This window comes from Sorangium sp. So ce176 (assembly GCF_051519835.1).
GTDB classification, from domain to species: Bacteria; Myxococcota_A; Polyangia; order Polyangiales; family Polyangiaceae; genus Sorangium; species Sorangium cellulosum_G.
The window spans coordinates 9,976,498-10,003,178 of record NZ_CP150371.1 but is presented as its reverse complement, the minus strand read 5'-3'; the positions used below and the strand labels follow the sequence as shown (position 1 = coordinate 10,003,178).

Sequence of the window (26,681 nt, the reverse complement as noted above, 5' to 3'; positions counted from 1 at the left end):
CCGCCGCGAGGGCGGCGCGGCGCCCGCCGGTCACGGGCTCATCGATGTCGGGCTCTCCGTAGACCCCAGCGACCAGTCCGCGCCCTGCGCCATGCTGTGGCAAACGACCGAGGCGGCCGCGAGCAGCAGCGCGATAGCGACCAGCCAGGGGACCCGGAGCGGCGGCAGGACGCGGCTGTCCAGCACGACCTCGCTCGGCCTGTCGTCGTCGTCGAGGTCGGAGGGGGCGGCCGTCTGCGGCGCGCCGCCGAGATCGTTCGCCGGCGTCGCCAGCATGGCGGCCATGGTCGTCTCATCCATCCCGTAGCGCGGCGGGGCCGCGGCGGGCACGCCCAGCGCGTGCCGCTTCATGACCGCGCTCCGCTCGGACGGCGGCGGGCCGGGGATCGCGCGCGGCGGCTCGGGGGACCGCAGCGAGGCCGGCACCTGCTGAACGATCTCGGCGAACGCCTCCATCATCTCCTTGCCCGACTGGAACCGCGCGCCGGGATCGAACTCGAACGCCCGCGTGAAGAACGCGTCGATGCTGGGCGGGAGCTCCGGCGCGAGCTCGGACGCCCTGGGGAACGAGGTCTGACAGATGTGCCGGACCAGCTCGTTGATGGTCGCGCCGGCGAACGGGCACTGGCCGGTGGTCGCGCGGTACAGGATCACCGCCATGGACCAGAGATCGCTCCGGTAATCGACCTGCTTGGGCGCCATGGTCTGCTCGGGGCTCATGTACCTCGGCGTCCCGAGGACCATGCCCGTCTTCGTGATCCTGTCGCGCGAGCAGGACGACTTGGCGACGCCGAAATCGAGCACCTTCACCAGCTCATCACCGCCCGAGGACGTGATGAAGATGTTCCCCGGCTTCAGATCCCGGTGGATCACCCCCGCGGCGTGCACCGCGTCGAGCGCCTTGCCGAGCTGCGTGAACAGGGTCGCTGCCTGCGCGAGCGGGAGCTTCCGCTCGCGATCGAGGCGGCGATTCATGTCCTCCCCTTCGAGGTACTCCATCACGATGAACGCGCAGCCGCGATCGACGCCGTAATCGTAGGTCTCGATGACGTAGGGGCTCCGGACGCGCGCGGACGCGCGCGCCTCGCGCTCGAAGCGGGCGATCAGCTCCGGCTCCGTCGCCGCGAAGCTCCGGATGAACTTGATGACGACCCGCCGCCTGAGCTTGATGTCGAAGCCCAGCCACAGGTCGCCCATGCCGCCGCCCCCGAGCCTGCGCTCGAGGCGGTATTTATCCATGACGGCCCGACCTTCGGTCTCCTGCATGGCGCCGCACCTGCCACCCGATGCCCAAGCCTGGGACAAGTGATCACCCGATTCCTGTCGAAGGGCCTACCCCAACGTCACTCCCCATCAGATGATATCGCAATCCGTCCCGGCCGTGCGCTGAAAACGTCCTGAAACAGGGCGCGGCCACGGTCGATGAGCGTGATGCGATGGAGCTACATGGAGCGCTGTATCGTGTGCTTCCTGCGATGGAGCTACATGGAGCGCCGTATCGTGTGGTTCCCTCGGTGTCTCTTGGTGTCAGCCGAGGTGAGACGGGCTGCGATTACAGGATGTCGAACGGGTAGGCGCGATCGGCATAGGCTCGCACAGCGATCGCCTTGCGCAGCTCGTCGTCGTTCTTCTGGAAGTCCGACACATGCTGCCTGAGCCGCTTCTGCGCCATGCCGATGAACACTGTCGTGAGATCGATCTCCCGCCGCGCCCCGTCCTCGCCGCGCCGCTCGATGGCCCGGGTCGTGCGTGCGATGCACGCGGCCATACAGTAGAGGTCGATGGCCATCTCCGCGATGCGGCGCTGCGCGTACTGCATCTCGGCGATCTCCCGCCCGTGCTTCCGGAGCATGTCCTGGCTCCGGGCGGCGAGCTCGGCAGTGTACTCCTCGAAGAGCACCGCCTCCCGGCTGAGCAGCGGGTGCGCCTTCGACATCCGCTCGCGCCCGAGCACCGACCGCGCCTTGCGCAGCGCGAAATCGCTGAGCAGCCCGAAGCCCTTGATGGGCTCCCGCATCGCCTTCGCCACGTCCGCGAGCTCCCTGCCCGGGCCGCTCATGCCGGAGAGCGCCATGAAGCAGCGCAGGATCTCGTTCGTCCCCTCGAAGATCATGTTGATCCGGGCGTCGCGCAGGTGCCGCTCGTAGGGATAGTCCTGCATGTAGCCGATGCCGGCCGCGATCTGGAGCGTCTCGTTGACCACGAACCACAGGGTCTCGCTCCCCATGACCTTGCAGATCGCGCTCTCGATCGAGAAATCAGGGACCTTGGCGTCGACGAGGCTCGCCGTCAGGTACGTGATGGACTCGAGCGCGTACGTGTGCGCCAGCATCGTCGCGATCTTGTCCTTGATGAGCCCGAAATCGCCGATGCTCCGGCCGAACGCGCGCCGCTCCTGCACCCGGTCGAGCGCCAGCCGGATCAGCGTGTTGCACGCGCCCACGCACCCGGCCGAGAGGCCGAGCCGCCCGTTGTTGAGCACCTCGACGGCGACCTTGAACCCCTTGCCGACCTCGCCGAGCACGTTCTCGCGCGGCACCTTCACGTCCTCGAAGAAGAGCTCCGTCGTCGACGAGCCCCGGATCCCGAGCTTGTGCTCGTTCGGCCCGCTCTTCACGCCCATGCCCCGCTCGACGATGAAGGCGGTGAGCTTCGGCTTGTTCCCCTCCTCGAGCGCGGACGTCCGGGCGAACACCGTGAACACGTCGGCGAAGCCGCCGTTCGTGATCCAGATCTTCGACCCGTTCAGCATGTAGTGCGAGCCGTCGGCCGACACCTCGGCGCGCGTCCTGATCGCCGCGGCGTCGGAGCCGGCGCCCGGCTCGGTGAGCGCGAAGGCCGCCACCCACTCGCCGGTCGCGAGCTTCGGGAGGTAGCGCTGCTTCTGGTCCTCCGTCCCGAAGAGCTGGATCGCCTTGAACCCGATCGACTGGTGCGCGCCGAGGGTCACGGCGATGGACGCGTCGAGCCCGCCGATCTCCTGCATCACGCGCGCGTACGCCATGTTGCTGAGGTTGATCCCGCCGTGCTCGGCCGGGATCTGCAGGCCCATCAGGCCGAGCCCCTTCATCTCGTCGATGAGGCCCGGATCGATCGCGTGCTCTCGATCGATCCTGGTGCTGTCGACGCTCGCGGCGAAGAACCGCCGCACGCTGTCCAGGATCATCGACGTCGTCTCCCGGTCCTCGGCGGCCATCTCCGGGTACGGGAAGATGATGTCCTCGGCGATGATGCCGTGGAAGAGGGCCTTCATGAAGCTCTGCTCGATCGTCGGCGGCATCGGACCGTCCTTTCAGGGGCAGGCCGCTTCGCCGCGGAGGAGCGCGCGGCGCGTCCGGCCTGCTCAGTGCGTCTTCTTCGGCGCCCGCACGGACTCCGCTGGGCTCTCTTCCTTCGCGCCCCCTTCGCTGCCCGCGGGCGCCGCCGCGGCCGCGCCCCGCGCGGTCGACGCGGGCGCCGCGGCCGCGCCTCGCGCCGTCGACGCGGGCGGCGCCGCGGCGCTCCCGTCCCGCGCCGCAGCGCCGGACGACGGCACGGGCGTGGGCGTGGCGGGGCGCACGGGGTGCGGCGTGGCCGTGGGCGGCGACGGGGTGTGCCCGGCGCGATCGCTCTCGCGCTGCCACGGGTACTTGATGCGCCCATGGTACATGTTGACCAGCGTCGAGGCCATGCGGCTCGTCATGATGCGCAGATCCTCGATCGTCAGCCCCGACTGATCGAGCTGGCCAGACGCGAGCTTCGAGAACATCACGCGCTGGATCATCTCCTCGAACTTCTTGTGCTCGGGAGGCCAGATGGTGCGCGACGCCGCCTCGATCGAGTCGACGAGCATCAGGATCGCCGTCTCCTTCGTCTGCGGCTTCATGCCCGGATAGCGGAAGTGCTCCTGCGTCAGATCCTTCGGGTTCCCCTGCTCGACGCACTTGTGCCAGAAGTACTCGACCACCTGCGTGCCGTGGTGCGTGTACGCGAACTCGACCACCGGCTCGGGGATGTTGCCCTCGCGCAGGATCTTCGAGCCCATCACGACGTGCGCCATGATGGCGTCGGCGCTCACCTCCGGCTCGAGATCCTCGTGCGGCGATCGCTCGCCCGGCCCGAGGTTCTCGATGAAGTACTTCGGCTGAACCGTCTTGCCGAGGTCGTGGTAGTAGGCGCCCACGCGCGTCAGCAGGGCGTCGGCGCCGATCGCCGCGGCCGACGCCTCGGCGAGGTTCGCCATCGCGCGCGCGTGCTCCCAGCTCCCCGGCGCCTCCGCCGCCATCTTCTTGAGCAGCGGCTGCTCCAGGTCGGTGAGGTCGAGCAGCTTGTCGCGGGGCACGTGCCCCATCGCGCGCTCGGCCGGCTCCCGGAGGCTGCGCCCGAGCAGGCCGACGAGCAGCCCGCCGCCGATGCAGGCCAGCACGTTGGAGCCGAGCCAGCGCTTCAGATCCGCGCCGAGGTCGAAGCTGCCCTCGAACAGCACGGTGAGCGCGATGAACCCGATCGCTCCGGCGAGGCCCGCGAGGCTCCCCGCGATGAGGAGCTGCCGCGAGCCTTTGCGCTTGAAGAAGAACATCGTCGCCGCGATGCCGCGCACGAGCAGCACCGACAGGAGGACGACGTCGAACCGGAGCAGCGACGCGGCGATGAACGCGACGCCCACCTCGACGAGGAACGCCGTCCGCCGATCGAACGCGATCGCGACCCAGAGCGGGAGCGCCGCGACCGGGATCCAGAACTCGGGCAGCGCCGTGAAGAGCAGGAGGAGCTTCGCGACGAGGAACGAGCCCGTCATCAGGACGAACATGCCCACCTGCGTGCGGAGCAGCCGCACCCGGTTCTGTCCGAACCGGCGCAGGTAGACCGTCAGCATCAGGCAGACGATCAGGTAGATGACGTACGTGCTCGCGACGCGCGCGCCGAGCCCGGGCCGCCGCATGCGCCGCACCGTCTCGTACGCCATCGCGGCGTCGTGATCCTCGTTGCGCTCCGACAGCACCGTGCCGCGCGGCACGATGACGCGCCGGTGCTCGTACGAGAGCGAGATGCCCCCGTCGTGCGAGTCGCTCACGATGCGCGGCCCGTACGGGACCCGCAGCGTCACGGGCGCAGGCTTGCCCATCTCGGGGCTCAGCGAGGGGATGAAGAGCTCGCCCACGCTGATCACGGCGAAGAGCGCCGAGAAGAGGACGCTCAAGACGAAGCCGGCGAGGGGACCTGCCCGGATACGCGTGCGCAGCATGGAACCGCTCGGTCTCGTCCGCTGGAGGGAACCTGAGAAACGGTTGACGGGGCACGCTTGCGCGTCACCCCGCCGCCACCGAACGGCCGCGGGCGGCCGCCGATGTCAAGGTGTAGGCGGGACCCTAGCAAAGAAGCGTGCCCGAGTCAGCGTCGCGTGGAGCGTCGCCCCCGGCGCACGCCCCTGGACGAGGGGCCGCCCCGAGCGAGAGGCCCTGGAAGCCGGACGCGCGGCCGAATGTTGATGGCGGCGCGTCGTCCAACACCGGCGCGCGCCCGCCGGCGACGCCGGCGCGCGGCGCCCGGACGCCCTCGCGATGTTCCAATTGCTCCCGGAAAACATCGATTGGAGCAGACAATTGCCGTTCGGCGCAAAAGTTGCTACCCACAGGAAATGTCCCCGCTGCGCATGCTGCTCGAACGCCGCAGGAGCGTGGTGATCATGGGGGTCCTCAACCGCACGCCGGACTCGTTCTCGGACGGCGGTCGCTTCGAGAATGAAGAGACGGCGCTCGCCCAGATCGATGCGATGCTCTCCGAGGGGGCGGACATGATCGACATCGGCGCGGAGTCGACGCGACCGGGGGCGCAGCCGGTGCCTGACGACGAGCAGATCGCGCGCATCGGCGGGAGCGTGCGCGACGCGGTGAAGAGGGGGGCCATCGTCTCGATCGACACGACCTCCCCTGCCGTCGCGGCGCGCGCGCTCGACGACGGCGCCGCGGTGGTCAACACGATCTCGCTCGACGGCGCGGCAGAGCTCGGCGCGCTCTGCGCGCGTCGGGGCGCGTCGCTCGTGCTCATGCACAGCCGCGGCCCGATGTCGGCGATGGCCGGCTTCTCCGCGTACCCCGACGACGCGTACAGCGACGTCGTCGCCGACGTGGCGCGCGAGTGGTCGAGCGCCGCCGCGCGGGCGCTCGACGCAGGCCTGCCGCAGGGCGAGCTCGTCCTCGATCCGGGCCTCGGCTTCGCCAAGAACGCGCGGCAGTCGCTCGAGCTGTGCGCCCGGCTGGACGAGCTGTGCGCGCTCGGCTTCCCGGTGCTCGTCGGGCCGAGCCGCAAGTCGTTCCTCGCGCGCGCCGCGGCCTCGGAGCGCGGCGCGGCCGGCGGCGCCGCGCTCGCGCCGCCGTCGGAGCGGCTCGGCGGCACCGTCGCGGCCGCGCTCGCGTGCGCGGCGCGCGGCGCCGCGGCCGTGCGCGTCCACGACGTCGGCCCGGTGCGCCAGGCGCTCGACGTGATGCGCGCGATCGAGCGCGCCGGCCCGGGCGGCCGCCGGCCCCCCGGCGATCCCCTGGCCGAGGGGGCGCGCGGCGATGACTGACGGGCTCCTCCGCCTCTTCGCGGCGAGGCCGGTGACGCAGATCGCCCGGGACCTCATCGACATCTTCATCGTCGCCTACGTCGTCTACCGCGCGCTGCTCGTGCTGCGGGGGACGCGCGCGATGCAGATGGGCCTGGGGCTCGGCATCGTCTTTCTCATCTACCTCGGGGCGAAGGTCTTCGGCCTGACCACGCTCCTCAACCTCCTCTCGTGGCTGCTCTCGTCCATCATCCTGATCGTGGTCGTCGTCTTCCAGAACGACATCCGCCGCGCGCTCATCCGCGTCGGCGGCAGCAACTGGTTCACGAGCGGCCGCGAGCAGCAGTCGCGCGTCATCGACGAGGTGGTGGCGGCCGCGACGGAGCTCGCCCGCCACCGCATGGGCGCGATCATCGCCTTCGAGCAGGACGCGAACGTGCTGGAGTTCGTCAAGAGCGACGGCATCCACATCGACTCGGTCGTGACCCGGGAACTGCTCGTGTCGCTCTTCGTCCCCGAGTCGGTGAACAAGCTGCACGACGGCGCGGTGCTGATCCGCGATCTCAAGATCGCGCGCGCAGGCGTCTTCTTCCCGATGCCCGAGACGAAGATCCTCGACGCGAGCCTCGGCTCCCGGCACCGCGCCGCGCTCGGCATCACCGAGGAGACCGACGCTGTCGTGGTGGTGGTCAGCGAGGAGCGCGGCACGATCAGCTTCTGCTTCAGCGGCAACATCGTCTCGAACCTCGACGGCCAGTCGCTGCGGCACGCGCTGCTCGGGCTGTTCGGCCGCTCGTCGCGCCGGCGGCGCTTCGCGAAGAAGGTGGCGCAGGGCGGCCGCGCGAGCCTCCCCATGCCGCCGGTCCGCAGCCCCGCGGCGGCCGCCCCGGCCGGCGCCGCCGCCGCGCCGGGCCACGAGCCCGGCAAGCCCGCCGCGGCCAAGCCCGCGCCGATCGAGGGCAAGCCCGCGGCGCCGATCACGAAGACGACCTCGATGATCAAGGCGCCCGCGGAGGGCGAAGCGCGGACGATGTCGAGGATGTCCACCTCCACGCCGATGCGCTCGGGCGCCGAGGCGCGCGTCCCGGGGGGGTCCAGCGCCGAGCTCCGGAGCCCGGCGGCCGGGCCGGCGCCGCCGGACGGCGATCGCCCCTCGTCGGAGCGCGGCCGGCCGATGGCCGACGTCCCGGCGGGCGCGACCGACTCTCCGGTCCCGTCGCAGCGCACCTTCGTTCCGACCGGGCAGGCCGCCGCGGCGACCGCCGTATCCAAGGGGAGCGCGGAGGGCATGCCCCCGCGAGATGAGCCATGACGCTGGCCGGCCTCCGCGAGGCGCTCCGCGCGGCGCTGCTCGACAACCTCGGCCTCAAGCTCCTCTCGCTCACGTTCGCGCTGTGCCTCTACGCCTTCATCCACGGGGCGGAGAACGCGCAGCGCACCTTCTCGCTCGACATCGTCACGATCATCCCGCCCGAGTCCAGCAACCGGCAGCTCATGACCCAGGTCCCGAACGCGGTCTCGGTCACGGTGCGGGGCTCGCGCACCCAGCTCGACGACCTCCGCGCCGACGACCTCGGCACGCTGCAGCTCGATCTCCGGAACGGCACGGTCACGCGCATCGAGCTCGACAAGTCGATGTTCCACGTCCCGGCGGGGCTCACGGTCGAGCAGATCTACCCGCCGACGATCGATCTCCGCTGGGACGACATCATCGTGCGCCCGATCCCGGTGCAGGTGCCGCGCACGGGGGACGCCGCGGTGGGGTTCCTCGTGAAGGGGACGGTCGGGATCGAGCCGGCGATGGTCAACGCCCGCGGCCCGCGCTCGGTCGTCGACGTGATGCAGCTCGCGCGCACCGCGCCGTTCGACATCAGCGGGCTCACCGAGGGCACCTACCAGCGGCCGCTCGCCCTCGACAGGCCGCCGAAGCTCGTGACGTACGACGTCGACAGCGTCATGGCCACGATCGAGATCGGGCGCGAGCTCGCCACGCGCACCTTCGATCGCAGGGTCGAGGTGGTCGGGATCCCGCGCGCCACGGCGACGCCGTCCATCGTGCAGGTGAGGATCACGGGGACGCCGGAGGACGTGGGCGCCGTCAACCCCGACGCGATCCTGGCGCGCGTGGAGCCCAAGGCGGCGAACCTCGATCTGAGCCAGCCGGGCAGCGATTTCCTCGACGTGCTCGTCGACGTCCCGCGCGTCACGGCCGAGGTCAACCCGCCGAAGGTGATGGTGAAGTGGTGAGCGCGCCGCGCTGACGCTCCGTCAGCGCGACGGGACCTCGAGCTCGCCCCGCGCGATCCGCGCCGCGAGCGCGTCGACGCGCGCCCTCGCCCCGGCGGGGATCCCGGCCGCGTGCGGGCCCTCGTTCACGTAGCCGACGCCGTCCTCGGCGCCGCGAAGAGCCCCATCGCCGCCTCGCGGTCCTCCGCGCCGCTCGGCTCGAGCACCTCCGATCGTCACGCCGAGCTCGCGCGCGGCGCGGGCGAGCCGATGTCGGCCGCGTCGTTGAAGCTCTTGTCCCCGCGCCCGCCCACGTCGAACACGAGGTCCACGCGGACCGCCGCGCGCTCCCGCCGCCCGGCGGCTCCTTCGCCGCGGCCGGGGAGGAGCAGCGACGCCGCGGCGAGCGCGGCGACGGCGGCGGCGGAGAGACAGCGCGGCGGGCATGCGATCGAGCGGCGAGCGGCGGAGCGCCGCCCGATGCATGGACAGGGCAGGCTCGCCCCGCTGGCAGATCTCAGCCGGCGGGCTCGCGCCCCCCGGCAGGTCAGCCGGGCGGGCTCGCGCCGCCGGCGTCCCGGGACAGCCCGAGCTCGCCGAGCAGCGCGCGCAGCTTCTCGGGCCCGCGCTTCGGATCCGCAAGCTTGACGAGCGCGTAGCGCTCCTCTTCCGTCAGCTCCGCCAGACGGCCGAGCGCTGCCTCGTCGAGCGCGCCGTCCGGGCCGAGCCGGTCGCGCAGCCGCGCGATCACGGCGTCCTTCTCCCAGGCGGCGCGGCGCACCGGCGCGCCCGCGAGGGGGGTGAGGGCGACCCCGGCGCGGGCCGCGAAGCCGCGGAGCACCTCCGCGTAGACCGCGACGTCCTCGTCGGTATCCACCGGCATGTGGCACAGCGCGAGCCGCTCCGCGCGCGACAGCGTCTGCCACCCCGCGAGCGAGATCTTGAGCTCCGCGAGGTCCAGCTTCCGCCGCACCGCGAGCGGCACGCAGTCGAGCACAGCGTGGACTTCGCCCTCCAGCGCGAACTGCCTGTACATGGTCCCCATCTTATCGCCTCGCCCAGGCGCTCCGCGAGCCGTCGTTGCGCCTGGGAGGCGCGGCGCGCTTGCGGTAGCCTGCTGGCGTGCGCCGCCTCGGGATCTTCACGACGCTGCTCGCGCTCGCGTCGCTGCCCCTCGGCGCCCGCGCCCAGGAGGCTCCGGTCGCGCCGCCGGCGCCGCCCTCGGCGCCCGTGGCGCTCGACCGCGTCGTCGTGCGCTGGCATGCGCCCGAGACAGGCGGCGTGCGCCGCCCTCAGTTCATCTTCGAGCGGGAGCTCGCCTTCGAGGCGCGCATCGAGGCGCTCGCCGACCCCGACGCGGAGCCCGGGCTGTACCGCGACAGGCACATCCGCGCCGCGCTCGACCGGCACGTCGCGGAGACGTTGCTCGCCAGCCTGCCGATCTCCCCCGCGCCGACGTCGGCCGAGGTCGCGCAGCGGGCCGAGGCGGCCCGGATCTCCCTGGAGCAGCGCGCCCGCGGCCGCGCGCGCCTCCTCGCCGCGGCGGCCGCCGAGGGCGTGAGCTCCGACGAGCTCGACGCGATGCTGCGCCGCCAGGCCCGCGCGAGCCTGTACCTGGACCGCATGGTCGCGCCGATGCTCGAGCCCAGTGATTTCGAGCTCAAGATCGCCCTGCGCTCCGGCGCCACGCCGTTCAAGGATCAGCGCTACGAGGACGTCGCCCCGGCGCTGAAGCGCTGGTACGTGGGGCAGCGGCTCGCCCAGGCGCTCGACGCGTATTACCAGAACGCGCGAGCGCGGGTCTCGCTCAGCATCGTGTCCGCGCGCTGAGCGCGCGAGCGCGCGGACACGACGCCGAGCGGCGCTCGACGCGCCCCTCGACCGTCGCCGCGGCGCGCGGCGAGTCGGCCATGGGTCGCCCTTCACGGGTCACCGGTCACCAGCCACTTACAAGGCACGATAGCGCCGACCCGCCACGATAACCCACGACAGGCAGATGCGGCAGAGGCCGATAACGTGGGTGAACTCTGACTCTTGAACTCGAAGAACACCCGGGCGATACTGCTGCGTTGCCTGGTGTTCACTCAGGCAGCTTGGAGCGCGGGCGCTCCCGTGCTGGCCGCGCGGGATGGGGGTCCAGTGCGCCGTATCCGTAGGGGTATTCGTCGGGGTTACATCCCGGCGATCGGCGCTGGAGGGCGCGTTCCAGGAGCCATGGGATAGAGCACGTGACCGCGGGCGGGCGCCGCTCGTGAGCCGCTGTAAGGCGCTGTCGCGGCTGGCCGGCGGGCTGCGGCGCGCGCGCGGTCTCCCGGCGATGTCGCGCGCGCGTCGAGGACGCCGGGCGCCGGGCCGATCACGGCCGCCGGTGACGCCGCGCGAGCCGCCCCGGCGCGTGGCGATCGACGCATCGACGCATCGACGCATCGACGCATCGACGCATCGACGCGCGGACCTCGCCAGCGTCGCAGGAGACGTCTCCGGGGCGGCGCATGGCGACAGGCATCGTGACAGGACCTCGCAAGGAGTTGTTCACATGGATACCGTGGATCGTCCTTTTCATCGCAGGCATCTGTTGCGGGGACTCGGCGGCATCGCGACGCTGACCGCGATCGCGCCTGCGGTGCTCGGCAGCTCGTCCGCGCGCGCGACGACGTCGACCGTGCTCGCCGCCGGCTTCCCGGAGGTGGTGGGCATGAGCGCGGAGCGCGTCGAGGATGTCTTCGCGCGCGTGCAGCGCCGCGTGAGCGACGGCCTCTTCCCGGGCGCGACCGCGCTCATCGCGCGGCGGGGCGTCATCGTGGGTCACCGGGCCTTCGGCAACAAGGTCGTCGGATCGACCGAGCCGGTCACGCTCGACACGATGTTCGACGTCCTGTCCCTCACGAAGGTGCTGGCCACGGCGCCGGCGGTCCTGGTGCTCAACCAGCAGGGGAAGCTCCTGCTCTCCGACAAGGCGGCGGCGTACCTGCCGTCCTTCGCCGCGAACGGGAAGTCGGACGTCACCGTCCTCGACATGCTCCGGTACTCGGCCGGCCTGCCCGTCGACAACCAGCTCCTCGACGAGCCCGACGTCGAGACGGTCTGGCGCGCCATGGCCGAGACGCCGCTCGAGTACGCGCCGGGCTCCTCTGTCCTCTACAGCGATCTCTCCTACCGCCTGCTGGGCCGGCTGGTCGAGGTCGTCGCCGGCGCGGATCTGAGCACCTTCGCGCGCGCCCACATCTGGGGCCCGCTCGGCATGCACGACACGATGTTCAACCCGCTGGCGGAGCTCGCGCCGCGCGTCGCGGCGACCGGGCACTCGAGCCGCCGCGGGCGCCTCGTGCGCGGCGAGGTGCAGGACGAGCAGGACTTCGCGCTCGGCGGGATCACGGGCTGCGACGGCGTGTTCTCGACGGCCATGGACGTCGCCATCTTCTGCCAGATGATCCTGGGCCTCGGCAGCTACGGCGCCGTCCGGGTGCTCACGCCGCACTCCGTCGACAGGATGACGCGGAACCAGACTCCCCAGGTCACCGCCGCGGCGACGGACACCTCGCCGCTCAACAACCTCCTGCTCGCGCCGAAGGGGCTCGGCTGGGAGCTCTGGACCCCGCGCTTCTCGAGCGGCGGAGCGCGCCTGTCGCCCGGGTCGTTCGGCAAGGCGGGCGGCACCGGCACGTTCCTGTGGATCGATCCGGCGCGCGAGCTGTTCGGCGTCCTGCTGACGAACCACGGGCTGCCAGAGCCCTTCGACGAGATCGGTTGGAACCGCATGCTCGACAGCATCGGCGTCGTCGAGTTCTTCGACGGGGTGATCGGCGCCGTCGCGGAAGAGCACTGAGGGCCCGGCGCGGCCCGGCTCTCCCGAACACCGATCCGCCTCACTGCGCCTCGCGCGCTCTGGACCGTGCCTGTCCTCCGCGCGACCCCGCCCGGCAGCGGCGAGAACATGATGCAACCCCGAGCCGACCGCGTAACGCCGTACCTGGACCCGATCGCGTCCACCCACGTGCACTGCAATCGACACTGGCTCGCTCAGAACCCGCGTCGAGCGCCACGTGTTTAACGCGTTGCGTAATCTTGCGGACCAGGGAGCACGTTTCTCACGCGATCGCCTCCTGCCGCTCGGCCCTGCGCGCGCGCGCAGGATCATCCCGCCCCTGCGGCGCTGTGGGCGCGCCCGCAATCGTCATTGAGGCTCCGCGGGCGCGAGGGGTCGCCCGGGGCTCAACCCGGTAGAGAGGGCGCCGCCGCGGCGGCCTCCCGCCTCGCCCCGTCACGAAAAGCCGTGTTCGAGATCCTGAAACAAGGCGGACTCCGGCGCTCGCCGCCGCCTCGCCGCGGCAAGAAATCGCGCTCCGCGGGGGCTCGCCAGCGCAGCCTCCCAGTCGCGCCACGCGCTCGGCTCACTGCCGGCAATGCGCGCGGCGGGCGCGTGAATTCTTCTGGCAGCACTTCATCCGACGCGAATCGTCTGACGCGAGCTGGTTTTGGTGCGATGCGTCAAGAGCGCCGTGGCGCGCGCTCCGGGGGGCCGCCGGTGCTGACGAAACCAAGCAATTCCGGTCAGTTCGTGATGACGCGCCGCAGAAGTCAACAAACTGCTGTAGGTGCTTCGGAGACCTTTGACATGAACAGAACGTTCCTGTTAACTGTGCCCCCCGCAAGCCCCGCGTGTGTGGCAGCGGGCGGCTCTGTCCCACAGAGCCAACCTTGGATTGTCTTGACAGGCCGCTTCCTCTGCCGCGCTTGGCCACCTGGCCAAACCACGTCCCACCACCCCAAGTACACTCCCAAGAATGGATAGGAGCGTCGTTCGATGACATCACTTAAGACAGACAGGTCGTCGGTTCCCAGCAAGCGAATCGCGGGTCGGCGCACCGTAGTCCGAGCCCTCGGGCTGGTTGCCGCCTCGGCCATCTGCCTCACGGCGGCGCCGCGCTCGGCCCACGCCGTGGGTAGCGAGAACTTCGAGTGGCACTGGTACTCGCGCCTCGGCATGGCGTGGTCTGTCTACGGGCAGAACATCCAGGGCGCGTCGATGAACCTTCTCGGGTTCGGCATCGGCGGTCGTTACGAAGAGGACGACTACTCCGAGCCGTCGTTCGTCGCGCACGTGGTGAAGGGCGCGACGCCGGACGACTTCTTCGTGAAGTCCGAGATGACCTTCGCCATCTGGAAGCAGTACGGCGGGCCGTTCATGCAGCCCGCCTCGAACGGCGGCCAGACGATCACCGTCCAGTTCAACCAGGCCTACATCGAGGCCGGCAACTTCCTCACCCCGGGCCTCAGCGTCTGGGGCGGCGCGCGCTTCTTCCGCGAGCAGTACGCGCCCATCGGCGACTACTTCTACCTCGACGACCTCAGCGGCCAGGGCGGCGGCATCAAGTACGAGAACCTGAACCTCGCCATCCTCGGCTACCGCGGCTTCGGCGCCACCACCCCGGCGTACAACATCGACCTCAACGGGGACGGGGGCATCGACGTCGAGCGGTTCCGCACGATCTTCGCCGGCAACTACAAGTTCGAGTTCGGCGGTGAGGCCAAGCACCACGTCAAGGTCCACGCCGAGGCGCACGTCCTCCAGGCCGCGAAGCAGGGCTCGGGCATCCCGACGCCCGACAACGGCAAGGCCGACTTCGGCGGCGTCATCGGCGCGAAGCTCCACCTCGGCCTCGGCCAGGGCAACTGGAGCGACACGTCCGTGCGCTTCGGCACCGGCATCGCCAACGGCGCCGCCGGCGGCGCCAAGACGTACCAGACGTGGGGTGCCGCGAACGACGAGGGCACCTTCGCCGGCTCCTTCGGCATCGAGGCCGTCGAGCACGTCGGCTTCCGGATCGGCGACGCCGCCGCCCTGGAAGGCCTCGCCACCTTCCACTACACGAAGGCGGCGTACGAGGCGCCCGCGGGCGTCACCCCGACCGCCGCTGGCCCGCACGAGAAGCAGATGGACTTCTCGCTCCAGGCGAACGCCACGATCTTCGCCCACAAGAACTTCCACCCCGTCGTCGAGGCCTCGTTCCAGGGCCGGAAGGACGGCGTGGCGGATCTCGGGACCGCGGTCAAGGTCTCCGTCGTCCCGACCCTCGTGCCCACGGGCGAGCTGAGCGCCGGCGCGCGTCCGCACTTCAAGCTCATCTACACGGCCGCGTTCTACAACGACGCCGCCCGCGAGCAGGCGCTGTCCGCCTACCTCCAGAGGACGGGCGCCGGGTCGAACGTCGGCCACTACATCGGCGCGCGCACCGACTGGTACTTCTAGACCCTGCGGCGACCGACTCCGCCGCTCCCCTCCGTTCCCCTCCGTTCCACCCTCAGGCCAGCGCCCCGGCGCCGCGATCGCGGCGCCGGCGAGCGCGCCCTCACGCCGTATCGCTGCGCGACTCGCTCGCGATCTCCTGCGAGGCAGGACCGGCCTCCTCGTCGGACGGCCCCGGCACCTCGTGGTAGTGGTGCGCGAACGAGCGCGCCGCGCGCCGCGCCTTCAGGAACTCCGCGAACGCCGTCAGCGTGTCGAGGTCGCGCGGGCCGAGCGCCTCGGCGATGTCGCGGAGGTTCTTGCGCAGGCTCTCCACGCTCTTGCCGCCGCGGCGGGGCTCCCGCACCTCTTCGCGCTCGCGCTCGCGCTCGCGCTCGCGCTCCCGCTCGCGCACAGGCGCCTCGGCCGCAGGGGCGACCGGGGCGGCCTCCGGGCGGGCCGGCACCTCCGGCACCCAGAGCGGACGGGGGACCGGGTTCAGCGCGTGCGCGCTCAGCCACGCCTCCATGAAGATCCGCAGCCGCTCGCTCCGGAAGGCGAACCAGCGCTCCCGCTCCGGACCGTAGGACATCAAGACATCCTTGAAGCGACGGAACGCGCCCTTGCCGTCGATGGCCTGGCTGAGCTTCGCCTGGAGCTCCATGTCTTCCACCATCGGGATGTAGCGCTCCATCCAGCGGTACTGCTCGCGCGAGCTCACGGGATCGATCCGGAGGTAGTTGGCATCGGCCGCGATGCGCGCGTGCATCTGCGGATCGGCCACGCCGTCGACCACCCGCAGCACGTCGCCCGTGCCGAGGTGCAGGTACGAGTGCACCTCTGGGGCGTTGTTCTCGAAGGCGTCCTCCAGCGCCTCCCAGTCGATCGGGATGTCGCGAACGGCCGTCCCGCCGGCTGAAGCATTCTCGGTAGTCGGCATGTCCTCCTCGTCTCCATCGAAAGCAGCGAGGCGGCGGTGGGCTGGCCGCGCGCCTCGGTTCAAGTGCACCAAGTTTGAACGGAAATGCGCCGTCGTCATAGCACTCTACGCTGGTTGGGGGCTTCTGGGCCTAACTCTCGCAACCTAGGGTTGATTCCTTGATCCGGAAGCCCGTTCGGCCGCCGAGCCGCGGCGCGATGACGGCTCGGGAGAGAGCTTCGGAAGAACTGGTTCAAGCGGAAATCAGCGTGGAAATTCGGGGGAATCGTCGAAGAAAGGTGCAAGGTCGAAGAACGCCGAGTGCTCAGGCATGCTGCGAGCGCGCGCGGGCCACGGCGTCGGCCCAGCGGCGGAGGTGGGCGGATCGATCCGCTTCGCTCATCGCGACCTGGAAGCTCTGCCCGACACGGGACATGCGGGCCGAGTCCTCCTTCGTGCGGAAGAGGCCGGCGCCGACACCGGCGAGCATTGCGGCGCCGCGCGCCGTCGTCTCCAGGTCGGTGGGGCGCTCGATAGCGACGTTCGCCACGTCCGCCTGGAACTGCATGAGCAGGTCGTTCGCGGAGGCGCCGCCGTCCACGCGCATCCGGCGCAGCGGGTGGCCCAGGTCGTCGGCCATGGCCTGGACGAGATCCGTCACGGAGAGCGCGATTCCCTCGAGCGTCGCGCGGGCGAGGTGCGCCGCGGTCGTGCCGCGCGTGACGCCGGAGATGATCCCGCGGGCGTCCGGGTCCCAGTAGGGCGCGCCCAGCCCGGAGAGCGCCGGGACGAACGTGACGCCCTCGCTCGAGGGCACGGTGCGGGCGAGCGCCTCGATCTCCGCCGCGCTCTTGATGAGGCCCAGGCCGTCACGGAGCCACTGCACCGCGGCGCCCGCGATAAAGGCGCTCCCCTCGAGCGCAAAGACCACCTCCGCGCCGATCTTCCAGCCCACGGAGGTGAGCAGGCCGAAGCGGCTCCGGAGCGGGCGATCGCCGATGTTGGCCAGCACGAACGCCCCGGTGCCATAGGTGCACTTGGCGTCGCCCGTCGCGAAGCAGGCCTGGCCGAAGAGCGCCGCCTGCTGGTCGCCCGCGATGCCCGCGATCGGGATGCCGTCGGGCAGGTGAGGGAAGCCGCGAGTCGCCGCGATGCGCCCCGCCGATCCGACGATCTCCGGCAGGAGCGGGCGCGGGATCTGGAGCATCGCGAGCATCGCGTCGTCCCAGCGCAGCGACTCGAGGCTCATGAGCAGGGTGCGCGACGCGTTGGTGACGTCGGTCGCGTGCACCGGCGAGCCGCCCGCGACGTCGCCCGAGAGGCGCCAGACGAGGAAGCTGTCGACGGTCCCGAAGCACAGCTCGCCGCGCTCGGCGCGCGCGCGCGCGCCCGGCACGTTGTCGAGGATCCAGGCGAGCTTCGTGCCGCTGAAGTACGGATCGAGCACGAGGCCGGTCGTCTCTTCGACCGCCTGCTCGTGGCCCGCGGCGCGGAGCTCGGCGCAGCGCGCCGTCGTGCGGCGATCCTGCCACACGATGGCGCGGTGGATCGGGCGGCCCGTCGCGCGCTCCCAGACGAGCGTCGTCTCGCGCTGGTTCGTGATGCCGATGGCCTTGATCGCGCTGCCCGCCACGCCTGCCGCCCTGAGCGTCTCGCCCACCGCGTCCTGAACGCTCTGCCAGATCTCCTCCGGATCGTGCTCGACGAGCCCGGGCTCCGGGAAATGCTGGCGAAACTCGCGCGTCGCGCGGCCCAGCGTCGCGCCCGCCGTGTCCATGAGGAGGGATGTCGTGCCGGTGGTGCCCTGATCGATGGCGAGGAGGTACGCGGAATCCATGCGGCCGACTAACGCGGCGGGGTGTGGGCGCATAGCAGTTCCACGCGCTACGTCCAGATGGACTATGGACGAAACACTGATCTTGTGATCAGTGTCGGCCCGAGGTCCGCTGTTCAGGCAGGCCGGCCCAGCCGCCTGCTCCGGCGGTGTCCCGCGCTCGTCCGCGCGGCCTCTCCGCCCCGGCTCGCCCGCGTTCATCCCGGGCGTCCCCGGAAGCCGGGCCGGAAAGATTGTCGGTCCGTGCCGGGCTGGGTAATCTCCCAGGACCGATGGCCCGCCTCATCCTGCAGACCGCCGAGGGCCAGCAGGCGATCGAGCTGCGGCCCGTGAACTCGCTGGGGCGCCACCCGAACAACTCCATCCAGCTCCTCGACAAGATCGTCTCGAAGGAGCACTGCATCATCGAGCAGCGGGGCGATCACTTCGTCCTGCGCGATCTCGGGAGCCTGAACGGGACGTTCATCAACAGCGAGCGTGTCCGGGGCGAAGCGCCGCTCAAGCACGGGGACGAGATCGCCCTGGGGTCCACGCGCGGTCGGTTCGACGATCCGGGCGCCGCCCCGCCGATGGTCCAGGGCTGGCCTCCCGGGGGCAACCACCAGGGCGGGGTGCCTGCGCAGCCGCCCGGGTACGGGCACCCGCAGCGCGAGGGCGGCTATCCGCCGCCGCCTCCGCCGCAGTACGCGCGCCCGCAGCAACAGCAGCCGGCGCCGCTCGCGGGCACGCCGGCGGCGCCGCCGGTGACGCGGCCGCCGGCGTACGCGCCGCCGCCGCCCCCGCCGCCGCTCCCGGGTCCGGGCGGGACGGCGCCGCTGCCGGGGCGCTCGGGGGCGCACGGCGGATCGTACGTCGCGCAGGGCACGCGCATCGACGTGAACGATCAGGCCCGGCAGATCGGGACGCAGATCGCCGCGGTCGACAAGGGGTTCCTCGCGTTCGACCGGATCGCGAACGACATGAACCAGCTCCGCGCGGACTACGAGCGGCTGCGCCTGTCGCACGAGCTGTCCCGCGAGATCGCCGCCGAGCGCGACACGACCAAGCTGCTCGAGAAGATCCTGACGAGCGTCTTCAAGTTCATCCGCGCCGACCGCGGGGTGATCTTCCTGCGAAACGAGAGCGGCGAGCTCACGCCGCAGGCGATGCAGCGGCGCGACGGGACGACGGCGCCGATCAGCGTGTCCTCGACGATCCTGAACCACGTCGTGCACGAGCGCGCCGCGGTGCTGACCCACGACGCGGCGATGGATTTCGCGGCGTCGAAGGGCAAGAGCATGATCCTGAACCGGATCAGCTCGGCGATCGTCGCCCCGCTCGTGGCGCCGCTGCAGCACAACAACGAGGTGCTCGGGGTGCTCTGGCTCGACTCGGAGACCCTCGCGCAGTTCCAGCCCAAGGACCTCGAGCTCGTGACGGCGATCGCCTACCAGGCGGCGATGTTCATCGAGATCAACATCCTCGGGAAGAAGATCGAGAACGAGATCGTCACGCGGGAGCAGCTCCGCCGGCTGCTGTCGCCGAACATCGCCGAGCGCGTCCTGAGCGGCCAGCTCGCGGTGAAGCAGGGCGGCCAGCACGTCGAGGAGTGCACCGTCTTCAACAGCGACATCCGCGGCTTCACGCGCATGGCCGAGAGCAAGCGGCCCGAGGAGCTCGTCGTGATGCTGAACGAGTACTTCGAGCGGATGGTCGACACGATCTTCCAGTTCGAGGGCACGCTCGACAAGTTCATGGGCGACGGGATCATGGCGCTCTGGGGCGCGCCGGTCGCCCACCGGGACGACGCGGTCCGCAGCGTGGAGTGCGCGCTGAAGATGGGCGAGGTGCTCGGCGAGTTCAACCGCGAGCGGCTGGAGAAGGGCGAGCCGCCGCTCGCTGTCGGCATCGGGATCCACACCGGGCCGCTCGTCGCCGGGTACATCGGGAGCTCGAAGGCGCTCAGCTACACGGTGATCGGCGACGTGGCGAACACGTCGGCGCGGCTCTGCGCCATCGCGCTGGCCGGGCAGATCGTCATCAGCGACGCGACGTATGCGCAGCTCGGGGGCAGGTTCGAGACCGAGGAGCTCCAGCCCGCCCGGGTGAAGGGCAAGGACAGGCCGATCCCGATCTACAACGTGATCCGGAGCCGGCCGATGGCGCAGGTCCCGGCGAACGCCTTCCTCAACCCCGAGCCGACGAACGCCGCGCAGGAATGACGGCGATGACGCGCCGCTTCGGCCGAGGGGCGCGCGTCCGCCGCGTCCTCTGGGCGATGCAGCGCGATGCGGCGCGTCCTCTCGGCGATGCAGCGCGATGTAGCGCGATGCGGCGCGGCAGCACAGCGCCGTAGCCGTCCGCCCGCTGCGGCGTTAGGGTCCGGCCCGTGGCTGCTTCCATTCTACCCTTTGAGAGACCTGTCGCTGAGCTCATCGAGAAGGTGCGGGAGCTGCGCGCGCTCGCCGCGGCCGACCCGCGGTTCGAGCCGGAGCTCGCGCAGCTCGAGGACAATACGGGCCGGCTGGCGCGCGAGATCTTCGCGGGCCTCACGCCGATGCAGAAGGTGCTGCTCTCGCGGCACGCGAACCGGCCGTACACGCTCGATTACATCAAGCGGCTCTTCACCGACTGGGTCGAGCTGAAGGGCGATCGGCGCTTCGCCGACGACTGCTCGATCGTGGGCGGGCTCGCGACCTATCACGGGCGGAGCGTCGTCGTGGTGGGCCACCAGAAGGGGCGCGGCGCGAAGGAGAACGTGAAGCGCAACTTCGGGATGCCGCACCCCGAGGGCTACCGGAAGGCGATCCGGCTCTACGAGATGGCCGACAGGTTCGGGCTCCCGATCCTGACGTTCATCGACACGATGGGGGCCTACCCGGGCATCGGCGCCGAGGAGCGCGGCCAGAGCGAGGCGATCGGCGCTGCGCTCGCCGCGATGGCGCGGGTCGGGGTGCCGATCGTGGCGACCGTCATCGGCGAGGGCGGCTCGGGCGGCGCGCTGGCGCTCGGCGTCGCCAACCGGGTGCTGGTGCTCGAGTTCAGCTGCTACTCGGTCATCTCGCCGGAGGGCTGCGCGGCGATCCTCTGGAAGGACGGGGCGCGGGCCGACGAGGCCGCGGAGCGGCTCAAGATCACCGCGCCGGATCTGCTGCAGCTCGGCGTCGTCGACACGATCGTCGAGGAGCCGACCGGCGGCGCGCACCAGGATCACGACGAGGCGGCGGCGCTGCTCGACAAGGCGCTCTGGGCGACGCTCACGTCGATGGACGCGCTCAGCCCGGAGGAGCTCGTCGACGACAGGTACCGCAGGTTCCGCGGGCTCGGATCGTTCGTCGGATAGCGCTGCCCGGCGCTCCGGCTGGCTCTCCCCGGGCGCCGGGGCTATACGGCTCGCGGATGGACTACGGCAAGGCGCTGCGGACGCTGCTGCTCGTGGGCACCAGCGCCGTCGCCGCCGGCGTGGTCCTCCGGGTGCAGTCGAGGTTCAACGCCTCGGACCGCAGGGCGGCGCTCGGCGTCGTGCAGCAGTACCGCCCGGAGGGCGGCCGGAGCGCGCCGGAGGCGATCGACGCGCGGCACCCGGACAAGGCGCCCGTCTGGAGCGCGTCCACCGAGTCGGCCTGCCTCCAGCACGTCCGCGTGCGCGCGACGATCGAGGGGGAGCCGCCGCTGCGCTACGACTTCCTTGTCGACATCAACGGCCCTTCGATCCACCCGGGCAACGCCGAGGGCGAGGCGGTCCTGCGCGAGCTCGCCGCCACGCCGGCCGCGTCCGCGGGGGCGCCGTGAGCGTCCGGGTCGCGCTGGTGGGCTGCGGGCGGTGGGGGGAGAAGCTCCTGCGCGCGCTGTCGGAGAGCGCGCGGGCGCGCGTTGTCGCGGTGGCGGACGTCGACCGCGGCCGCCTGGCGCGGGCGCGCACGCTCGCGCCGCGGGCGCGGCTCGTGCGCACGCTCGACGAGGCGCTGGCCGCGCGCGTGGACGCGGTGCTCATCGCGACGCCGGCGGCGAGCCACGCGGAGCTCGCGCTGCGCGCGATCGAGGCCGGCGCGGACGTGTTCGTGGAGAAGCCGCTGGCGCTGTCCGCGGCCCAGGCCGACCGCTGCGCCGCCCGCGCGGCGGCGCTCGGCCGGATCGGCATGGTCGGCCACCTGCTCCGCTACCACCCCTCCGTTGTGCACCTCGTCGCGCTCGCGCGCGAGCGGCGCCTCGGCGAGCTCGTGAGCTTCAGCGCCGCGCGCCTGTCCACGGCGAGCGCCGGCGGCGGCGGGGCGTCCTCGGCGCTGTGGACGCTCGGGCCGCACGACCTCTCGGTGCTCGCGGCGCTCGATCCGAGCCCGCTCGTCGAGGCGCGGGGTCACCTCTCGCCCGGCGGCGAGCGCGTCACGGTGGAGGCGCGCCTCGAGAGCGGCCTCGTCGCGCAGATCGAGCTCTGCTCGTCGAGCCCGACCAAGGAGCGGCGGCTGCGGCTCGCGGGCAGCGCGCGCGTCGCTGTCTTCGACGACGTGCGCGCGCCCGACCGGATCCTGTTCGTCGACGGGCGCGGCGCCGCGGCGGGTGAGCGCGCGGGGCGGGACGCGCTCGCGCCGGCCGGGCACGAGCTCGAGGTGCCGTGGCGCGAGCCGCTCTCGGTCGAGATCGAGCACTTCCTCCGCTGCGTCGAGGAGCGCACGCCTCCGCTGACGCCGCTCGACGAGGGCGCCGCGGTCGTGCGGATCCTCGAGCGCGTCGAGGCGACGCTCGCCCCCGTCGAGGCGCGGGCGGCCGCCGCGGGGTAGCCTGCAGGGGCCGCGCCCCGGGGAAGGGGAGCGCGCCCGGGGGCGCCCGGACGGCGCGGCGCGCGCGGCGAGGGCCGGCGGCCGGGCGCCGGATCGCAGGGATCTCCGGATCGGCGCGGAACGTGGAACGTGGAACGCGGAGGCGAGCGCGCGGGGCCGCTGCGGGATCGCCGCCCCGCTGCCCTTTGCAGCGCCGGATCGGCGTGGTACTGCCGTCGGCTGGAAGGGTAATATGCCGCAGGATCCGAAGATCACACCCACGCAGGTCAAGGCGCCGCACGGAGCGCGGGTGATGGAAATTCACTGGGCCGACGGGCACCGCGGCGTCCTTCCGCACGAGCTGCTGCGCGGGTACTGCCCGTGCGCGAACTGCCAGGGGCACGGCGGCACGATCAACTTCGTGCCCGGCGGCGACCTGAACCTCCGCGAGATCGAGCAGGTCGGCAACTACGCGCTCCAGTTCACCTGGGGAGACCAGCACGACTCGGGCATCTACACCTTCCGGTACCTGCGCTCGCTCTGCCAGTGCGACGAGTGCAAGCCGCAATTCCAGCCGCCCAACGCCAAGTGACCTCCCGCCGCGCACAGAAGGCTCAGGCCGCTCCGAAGGCTCAGGCCGCTCCGAAGGGGCACGCCGCTCCGAAGGCGCGCGCCGAGCGGCAGCTCGATCCGTTCCAGATCGTCGACTCCTCGTTCGTCGCCGGCGCGGGCACGCTCTCGTCGCTCCCTTCTCCCGCCAGCGGGGAGGTGGCGTTCGCGGGGCGCTCGAACGTCGGCAAGTCGAGCCTCATCAACACGCTGGTCGAGCGCAAGGGGCTCGTCCGGACGAGCTCGAACCCCGGCTCGACGCGGCAGATCAACTTCTACGAGGCCCGGGCGCGCGACGGCGCGGTGTTCCATCTCGTGGATCTGCCGGGGTACGGCTTTACCCACCGCTCGAAGTCCGAGAAGGCGGCATGGGCGTCGCTGATCGAGGGGTACCTGCGCGGCCGCGTCACGCTCGCCGCGGTGCTGCTCCTCGTCGACGCGCGCCGGGGCCTCGAGGAGGACGATCTCGAGCTCATCCGCTTCATCGAGGCGTCGCGCGACGTCGCCCGACGGCCCGTGGAGCTGCTCCTCGTCGCGACGAAGCTCGACAAGGTGCCCCGCTCATCGGTCCGGCGCGCGCTGGATCAGCTCGCCTCCGCGGCCCCGAGGACCGCGGAAGGCGCGCTCCGCCGCGCGGTCGGCTTCTCGTCGATCACAGGAGAGGGCAGGCGCGATCTGTGGCTCGCGATCCGGCGCGCGACGCTGTTCGGCGTCGGCGTGCCGGAGGCGCGCAGCGACGCGACGGAGACGCGCAGCGACGCGACGGCGTCGAGCCACGGCGAAACGGCCGAGGATGGATGACGCTGCGCGGGTGCGCGACGCGCGCCGCATCGGCGCGTCGCGCCCTGGATCGGCGCCGATGGAGGTATTGACCCGCCCTCCGGCCGTCCATTAACGTGCGGCTCCTCCGGCTTCGCGGGGGAGTCAACAGAGCCGACAGTCACGCTGTCGCGCGGCGTTTTCAGCGCAGAACGCGCGCGGCGGCCCACGTTTCCACCGGCTGACCCTACGATGCCCGACTACTCCGGCCAGGTCACGCACGTCCACGCGTCGCTGACGCCGCTCTGGTGGATCCCGCTCCTGCCCCTGCTCGGCGCGGCGGTGAACGCGCTGTTCGGCCGGGCGCTGCAGCGGAGCGCGTTCGGGCGCGACCTGTCGAAGCGGCTCCACATCGGGAGCCTCGGCGTCACGCTCGTCGCCGTGGGCGCCATGCTGGGCGCCTTCGCGCTCGGGCTCGCGAACTTCGTCCAGCTCGCCGGGCTCGCGCCGGGCGAGCGCGCTCTCTACAGCTTCGCCTGGAAGATGGTCCGCATCGGGTCGCTCGACGCGAACTTCGCGTTCCTGATGGACCCGCTGAGCGGCGTGATGACGCTGATCATCACCGGCGTCGGCGCGCTCATCCATGTCTACGCCGCGGCGTACATGGAAGCGGAGCCGGCGTACTGGCGATTCTTCACGTACCTGAACCTCTTCGTCTTCTCGATGTTGCTCCTCGTCCTCGGGGACAACTTCATCGTGATGTTCTTCGGCTGGGAGGGCGTCGGCCTCTGCAGCTACCTGCTCATCGGGTTCTGGTACGGCGACTACAAGAAGGCCTCTGCCGGCATGAAGGCCTTCGTCGTGAACCGGGTCGGCGACTGGGGCTTCGTGTGCGGCCTCGCGCTCCTCTTCTGGGGCCTCGGCGCGAGGTGGCTCGACGACGGCCGGTACCTCTCCGACTACCGCGCGCGCTTCATCGCGGTGTCCGGGGAGGCGCACGGCGAGCAAGGCGCCTCCGCCGGGACGCGCGACGCGGCCGGGGGCAAGGCGGGGGAGCGCCGGACACAGCGGCTCGCGGGCGCGAAGGGCTCTCTCACCTTCACCGGTCACCCCGGCGCGCGCGTGTACCTCGGTATCGCGAACGCGGCGCAGCTCGCCTCGAACCCGCCGCCGTTCGGCGTCTCCCCCTTCATCCGCAAGGAGATCGACGCCGGGGTGCACTCGGTGGTGATCGTGCCGGGCGACGGCGCCGTGATCGGGGGCGACGGCCTCGAGATCGCCGCGATCGATCGGATGCGCGTCGAGCCGGGCAAGGAGGTCGTGGTGGCGACCGTGGGCTCGACGGTCACCTTCCGCGAGATCCACGATCAGCTCGTGATCAAGGACGCGAGCGGCAAGGCCTTCCTCAAGGATGCCCTCCAGTCGAAGACGGTGTGGGGCGGCGTCGCGCTGGTCACGCTGGCCTGCCTCTTCCTGTTCGTCGGCGCGGCGGGCAAGAGCGCCCAGATCCCCCTCCATGTCTGGCTGCCCGACGCGATGGCCGGCCCGACCCCCGTCTCCGCGCTGATCCACGCCGCCACCATGGTCACGGCCGGCGTCTACCTGATCGCGCGCCTCAACTTCGTCTACGCGCTGAGCCCGGTGGCCAGCGGGATCGTCGCGCTCGTCGGTGCCTCGACAGCGCTCTTCGCGGCCACGATCGGCTTCTTCCAGTACGACATCAAGAAGGTGCTCGCCTACAGCACGGTGAGCCAGCTCGGCTTCATGTTCATCGGGGTCGGCGTCGGGGCGTACTGGGCCGCCGTGTTCCACCTGATGACGCACGCCTTCTTCAAGGCGTGCCTCTTCCTCGGCTCGGGCTCGGTGATCCACGGGATGCACGCCGTGGAGCACGACGAGGCCGCGGCGCAGGACATGCGCAACATGGGCGGTCTGCGCCGCGTCATGCCGCGCACGGCGCGGACTTACCAGGTGGCGTGTATCGCCATCACCGCCGCGCCCATCCCGTTCCTCGCCGGGTTCTGGTCCAAGGACGAGATCCTCTGGAAGGCGTTCGGCACCGAGAATACAGGTCCGATCCCGGGGCTGCTGCTCTACGGGATGGGCCTGGCGGCGGCGCTCGGCACCTCGTTCTACATGTGGCGGAGCTACTACCTGACCTTCGAGGGGCCGCACGCCCGCAAGGAGATCAAGACGAAGGTCCACGAGTCGCCGGCGGCGATCACCGGGGTGCTCGCGGTCCTGGCGCTCCTGTCGGCGCTCGCCGGCGTGGTGTTCGGCTTCTCGAGCCACTTCATCGGCGGCCACGGCGAGCCCCTGCTGGAAGAGTGGCTCCATCCGGTGTTCGCCCACGCGGGCGTCTCGTTCCAGCGCCACGGGCTGGGGCTGGAGCTCGCGCTGATGGCGATCTCCGTCGGCGGCGCGATCGGCGCCTTCTCGCTCGCCCGCGCGCGTTACGGCGCGCGGCGCTCCCCGCGCTGGGAGTCCGAGGAGCGGCGGCTGCCGGGCTTCCAGCTCCTCTCGAACAAGTACTACGTCGACGAGATCTACGGCGCGACAGTGGTGCGCGCCTTCCTCTCGCTGCGCCTCTTCTTCGCCGAGATGGATCGGTGGATCGTCGACGGCCTCGTCAACGCCGTCGCGGTCCTGGCCCGGGCCGCGGCCTGGGTCACCGGCGCCATCGATCGGCACCTCGTCGACGGCGTCGTGAACGTCGTCGCCGAGGGCACGCTGAGCGCGGGAGAGAAGCTCCGCTCCCTGCAGACAGGGCGCATCCAGAGCTACATCTACTTTCTCCTGGGCGGCGTCGCCTTGTTCAGCATCGTTCATTATTTCCTGCGGTGAAC

The 26,681-nt window shown here is 71.4% G+C and carries 19 protein-coding genes; 13 read left to right on the top strand and 6 right to left on the bottom strand.

Features of this window, described 5'->3' with window-relative positions; all coding sequences use genetic code 11:
- Window positions 1-30: 30 nt before the first annotated feature.
- From WMF42_RS37905 to WMF42_RS37895, 3 genes are all read right to left on the bottom strand, one after another.
- Window positions 31-1,266 (bottom strand): serine/threonine-protein kinase, encoded by a 1,236-nt coding sequence (locus tag WMF42_RS37905; protein WP_081427080.1) that lies wholly within the window; start codon window positions 1,264-1,266, stop codon window positions 31-33.
- Window positions 1,267-1,552: 286 nt separating this feature from the next.
- Entirely contained in the window at window positions 1,553-3,280 is a 1,728-nt protein-coding gene (locus WMF42_RS37900) for an acyl-CoA dehydrogenase family protein (protein WP_061613006.1), read from the bottom strand.
- 63 nt (window positions 3,281-3,343) lie between these two features.
- Window positions 3,344-5,224 carry an HDIG domain-containing metalloprotein gene (locus WMF42_RS37895; protein ID WP_437688044.1) on the bottom strand — a complete coding sequence of 627 codons (1,881 nt, stop codon included), beginning with the start codon at window positions 5,222-5,224 and terminating at the stop codon, window positions 3,344-3,346.
- 393 nt (window positions 5,225-5,617) lie between these two features.
- Here WMF42_RS37895 and folP point away from each other — a divergent pair, with 393 nt between their 5' ends.
- From folP to WMF42_RS37880, 3 genes are read left to right on the top strand one after another with little or no spacing between them, the layout of a single operon-like run.
- Entirely contained in the window at window positions 5,618-6,547 is a 930-nt protein-coding gene (gene folP / locus WMF42_RS37890; RefSeq protein WP_437688042.1) for a dihydropteroate synthase, read from the top strand.
- A complete protein-coding gene (cdaA, locus tag WMF42_RS37885) occupies window positions 6,540-7,838 on the top strand; it encodes a diadenylate cyclase CdaA (RefSeq protein ID WP_437688040.1) in 1,299 nt (432 codons plus the stop codon). The genes folP and cdaA overlap by 8 nt, the downstream gene beginning before the upstream one ends.
- The gene (locus tag WMF42_RS37880; protein WP_061611837.1) at window positions 7,835-8,773 is read left to right on the top strand and encodes a CdaR family protein; all 939 of its coding nucleotides are present in this window, start codon (window positions 7,835-7,837) and stop codon (window positions 8,771-8,773) included. The genes cdaA and WMF42_RS37880 overlap by 4 nt, the downstream gene beginning before the upstream one ends.
- A 526-nt stretch (window positions 8,774-9,299) precedes the next feature.
- Here WMF42_RS37880 and WMF42_RS37875 read toward each other — a convergent pair.
- Window positions 9,300-9,788, bottom strand: a complete 489-nt coding sequence (locus WMF42_RS37875) for a nitrate reductase associated protein (RefSeq protein ID WP_061611836.1) — start codon at window positions 9,786-9,788, stop codon at window positions 9,300-9,302.
- Between the two features lie 86 nt (window positions 9,789-9,874).
- Between WMF42_RS37875 and WMF42_RS37870 the strand changes: the two genes are divergently transcribed.
- The 3 genes from WMF42_RS37870 to WMF42_RS37860 all read left to right on the top strand — a co-directional run bounded on the left by WMF42_RS37870 (window position 9,875) and on the right by WMF42_RS37860 (window position 15,002).
- Complete coding sequence (locus WMF42_RS37870) at window positions 9,875-10,582, top strand: hypothetical protein (protein ID WP_061611835.1); 708 nt, start codon at window positions 9,875-9,877, stop codon at window positions 10,580-10,582.
- Window positions 10,583-11,327: 745 nt separating this feature from the next.
- Window positions 11,328-12,578, top strand: a complete 1,251-nt coding sequence (locus tag WMF42_RS37865; RefSeq protein WP_437688037.1) for a serine hydrolase domain-containing protein — start codon at window positions 11,328-11,330, stop codon at window positions 12,576-12,578.
- Between the two features lie 1,113 nt (window positions 12,579-13,691).
- Complete coding sequence (locus tag WMF42_RS37860; RefSeq protein ID WP_437688035.1) at window positions 13,692-15,002, top strand: carbohydrate porin; 1,311 nt, start codon at window positions 13,692-13,694, stop codon at window positions 15,000-15,002.
- Window positions 15,003-15,102: 100 nt separating this feature from the next.
- Here the strand turns inward: WMF42_RS37860 and WMF42_RS37855 are convergent, their stop codons facing one another.
- Window positions 15,103-15,918 carry a UPF0158 family protein gene (locus WMF42_RS37855; RefSeq protein WP_437688033.1) on the bottom strand — a complete coding sequence of 272 codons (816 nt, stop codon included), beginning with the start codon at window positions 15,916-15,918 and terminating at the stop codon, window positions 15,103-15,105.
- A gap of 304 nt (window positions 15,919-16,222) precedes the next feature.
- A complete protein-coding gene (gene glpK, locus WMF42_RS37850) occupies window positions 16,223-17,767 on the bottom strand; it encodes a glycerol kinase GlpK (protein WP_233562409.1) in 1,545 nt (514 codons plus the stop codon).
- A 236-nt stretch (window positions 17,768-18,003) separates the two neighbouring features.
- Here glpK and WMF42_RS37845 point away from each other — a divergent pair, with 236 nt between their 5' ends.
- The 7 genes from WMF42_RS37845 (at window position 18,004) to WMF42_RS37815 (ending at window position 26,679) form a co-directional block, all read left to right on the top strand.
- Window positions 18,004-19,932: an adenylate/guanylate cyclase domain-containing protein gene (locus WMF42_RS37845; protein ID WP_437688031.1), complete on the top strand. Its 1,929-nt coding sequence runs from the start codon at window positions 18,004-18,006 to the stop codon at window positions 19,930-19,932.
- 167 nt (window positions 19,933-20,099) lie between these two features.
- Complete coding sequence (locus WMF42_RS37840) at window positions 20,100-21,053, top strand: acetyl-CoA carboxylase carboxyltransferase subunit alpha (protein WP_061612240.1); 954 nt, start codon at window positions 20,100-20,102, stop codon at window positions 21,051-21,053.
- 56 nt (window positions 21,054-21,109) lie between these two features.
- A complete protein-coding gene (locus WMF42_RS37835) occupies window positions 21,110-21,502 on the top strand; it encodes a hypothetical protein (RefSeq protein WP_061612241.1) in 393 nt (130 codons plus the stop codon).
- A complete protein-coding gene (locus WMF42_RS37830; protein WP_437688028.1) occupies window positions 21,499-22,488 on the top strand; it encodes a Gfo/Idh/MocA family protein in 990 nt (329 codons plus the stop codon). The genes WMF42_RS37835 and WMF42_RS37830 overlap by 4 nt, the downstream gene beginning before the upstream one ends.
- Window positions 22,489-22,720: 232 nt before the next feature.
- Window positions 22,721-23,059 carry a gamma-butyrobetaine hydroxylase-like domain-containing protein gene (locus WMF42_RS37825; protein WP_063815965.1) on the top strand — a complete coding sequence of 113 codons (339 nt, stop codon included), beginning with the start codon at window positions 22,721-22,723 and terminating at the stop codon, window positions 23,057-23,059.
- Entirely contained in the window at window positions 23,056-23,877 is an 822-nt protein-coding gene (gene yihA / locus WMF42_RS37820; RefSeq protein WP_233562489.1) for a ribosome biogenesis GTP-binding protein YihA/YsxC, read from the top strand. The genes WMF42_RS37825 and yihA overlap by 4 nt, the downstream gene beginning before the upstream one ends.
- Before the next feature lie 210 nt (window positions 23,878-24,087).
- Window positions 24,088-26,679, top strand: a complete 2,592-nt coding sequence (locus WMF42_RS37815; RefSeq protein WP_437688025.1) for an NADH-quinone oxidoreductase subunit 5 family protein — start codon at window positions 24,088-24,090, stop codon at window positions 26,677-26,679.
- Window positions 26,680-26,681: the final 2 nt, after the last annotated feature.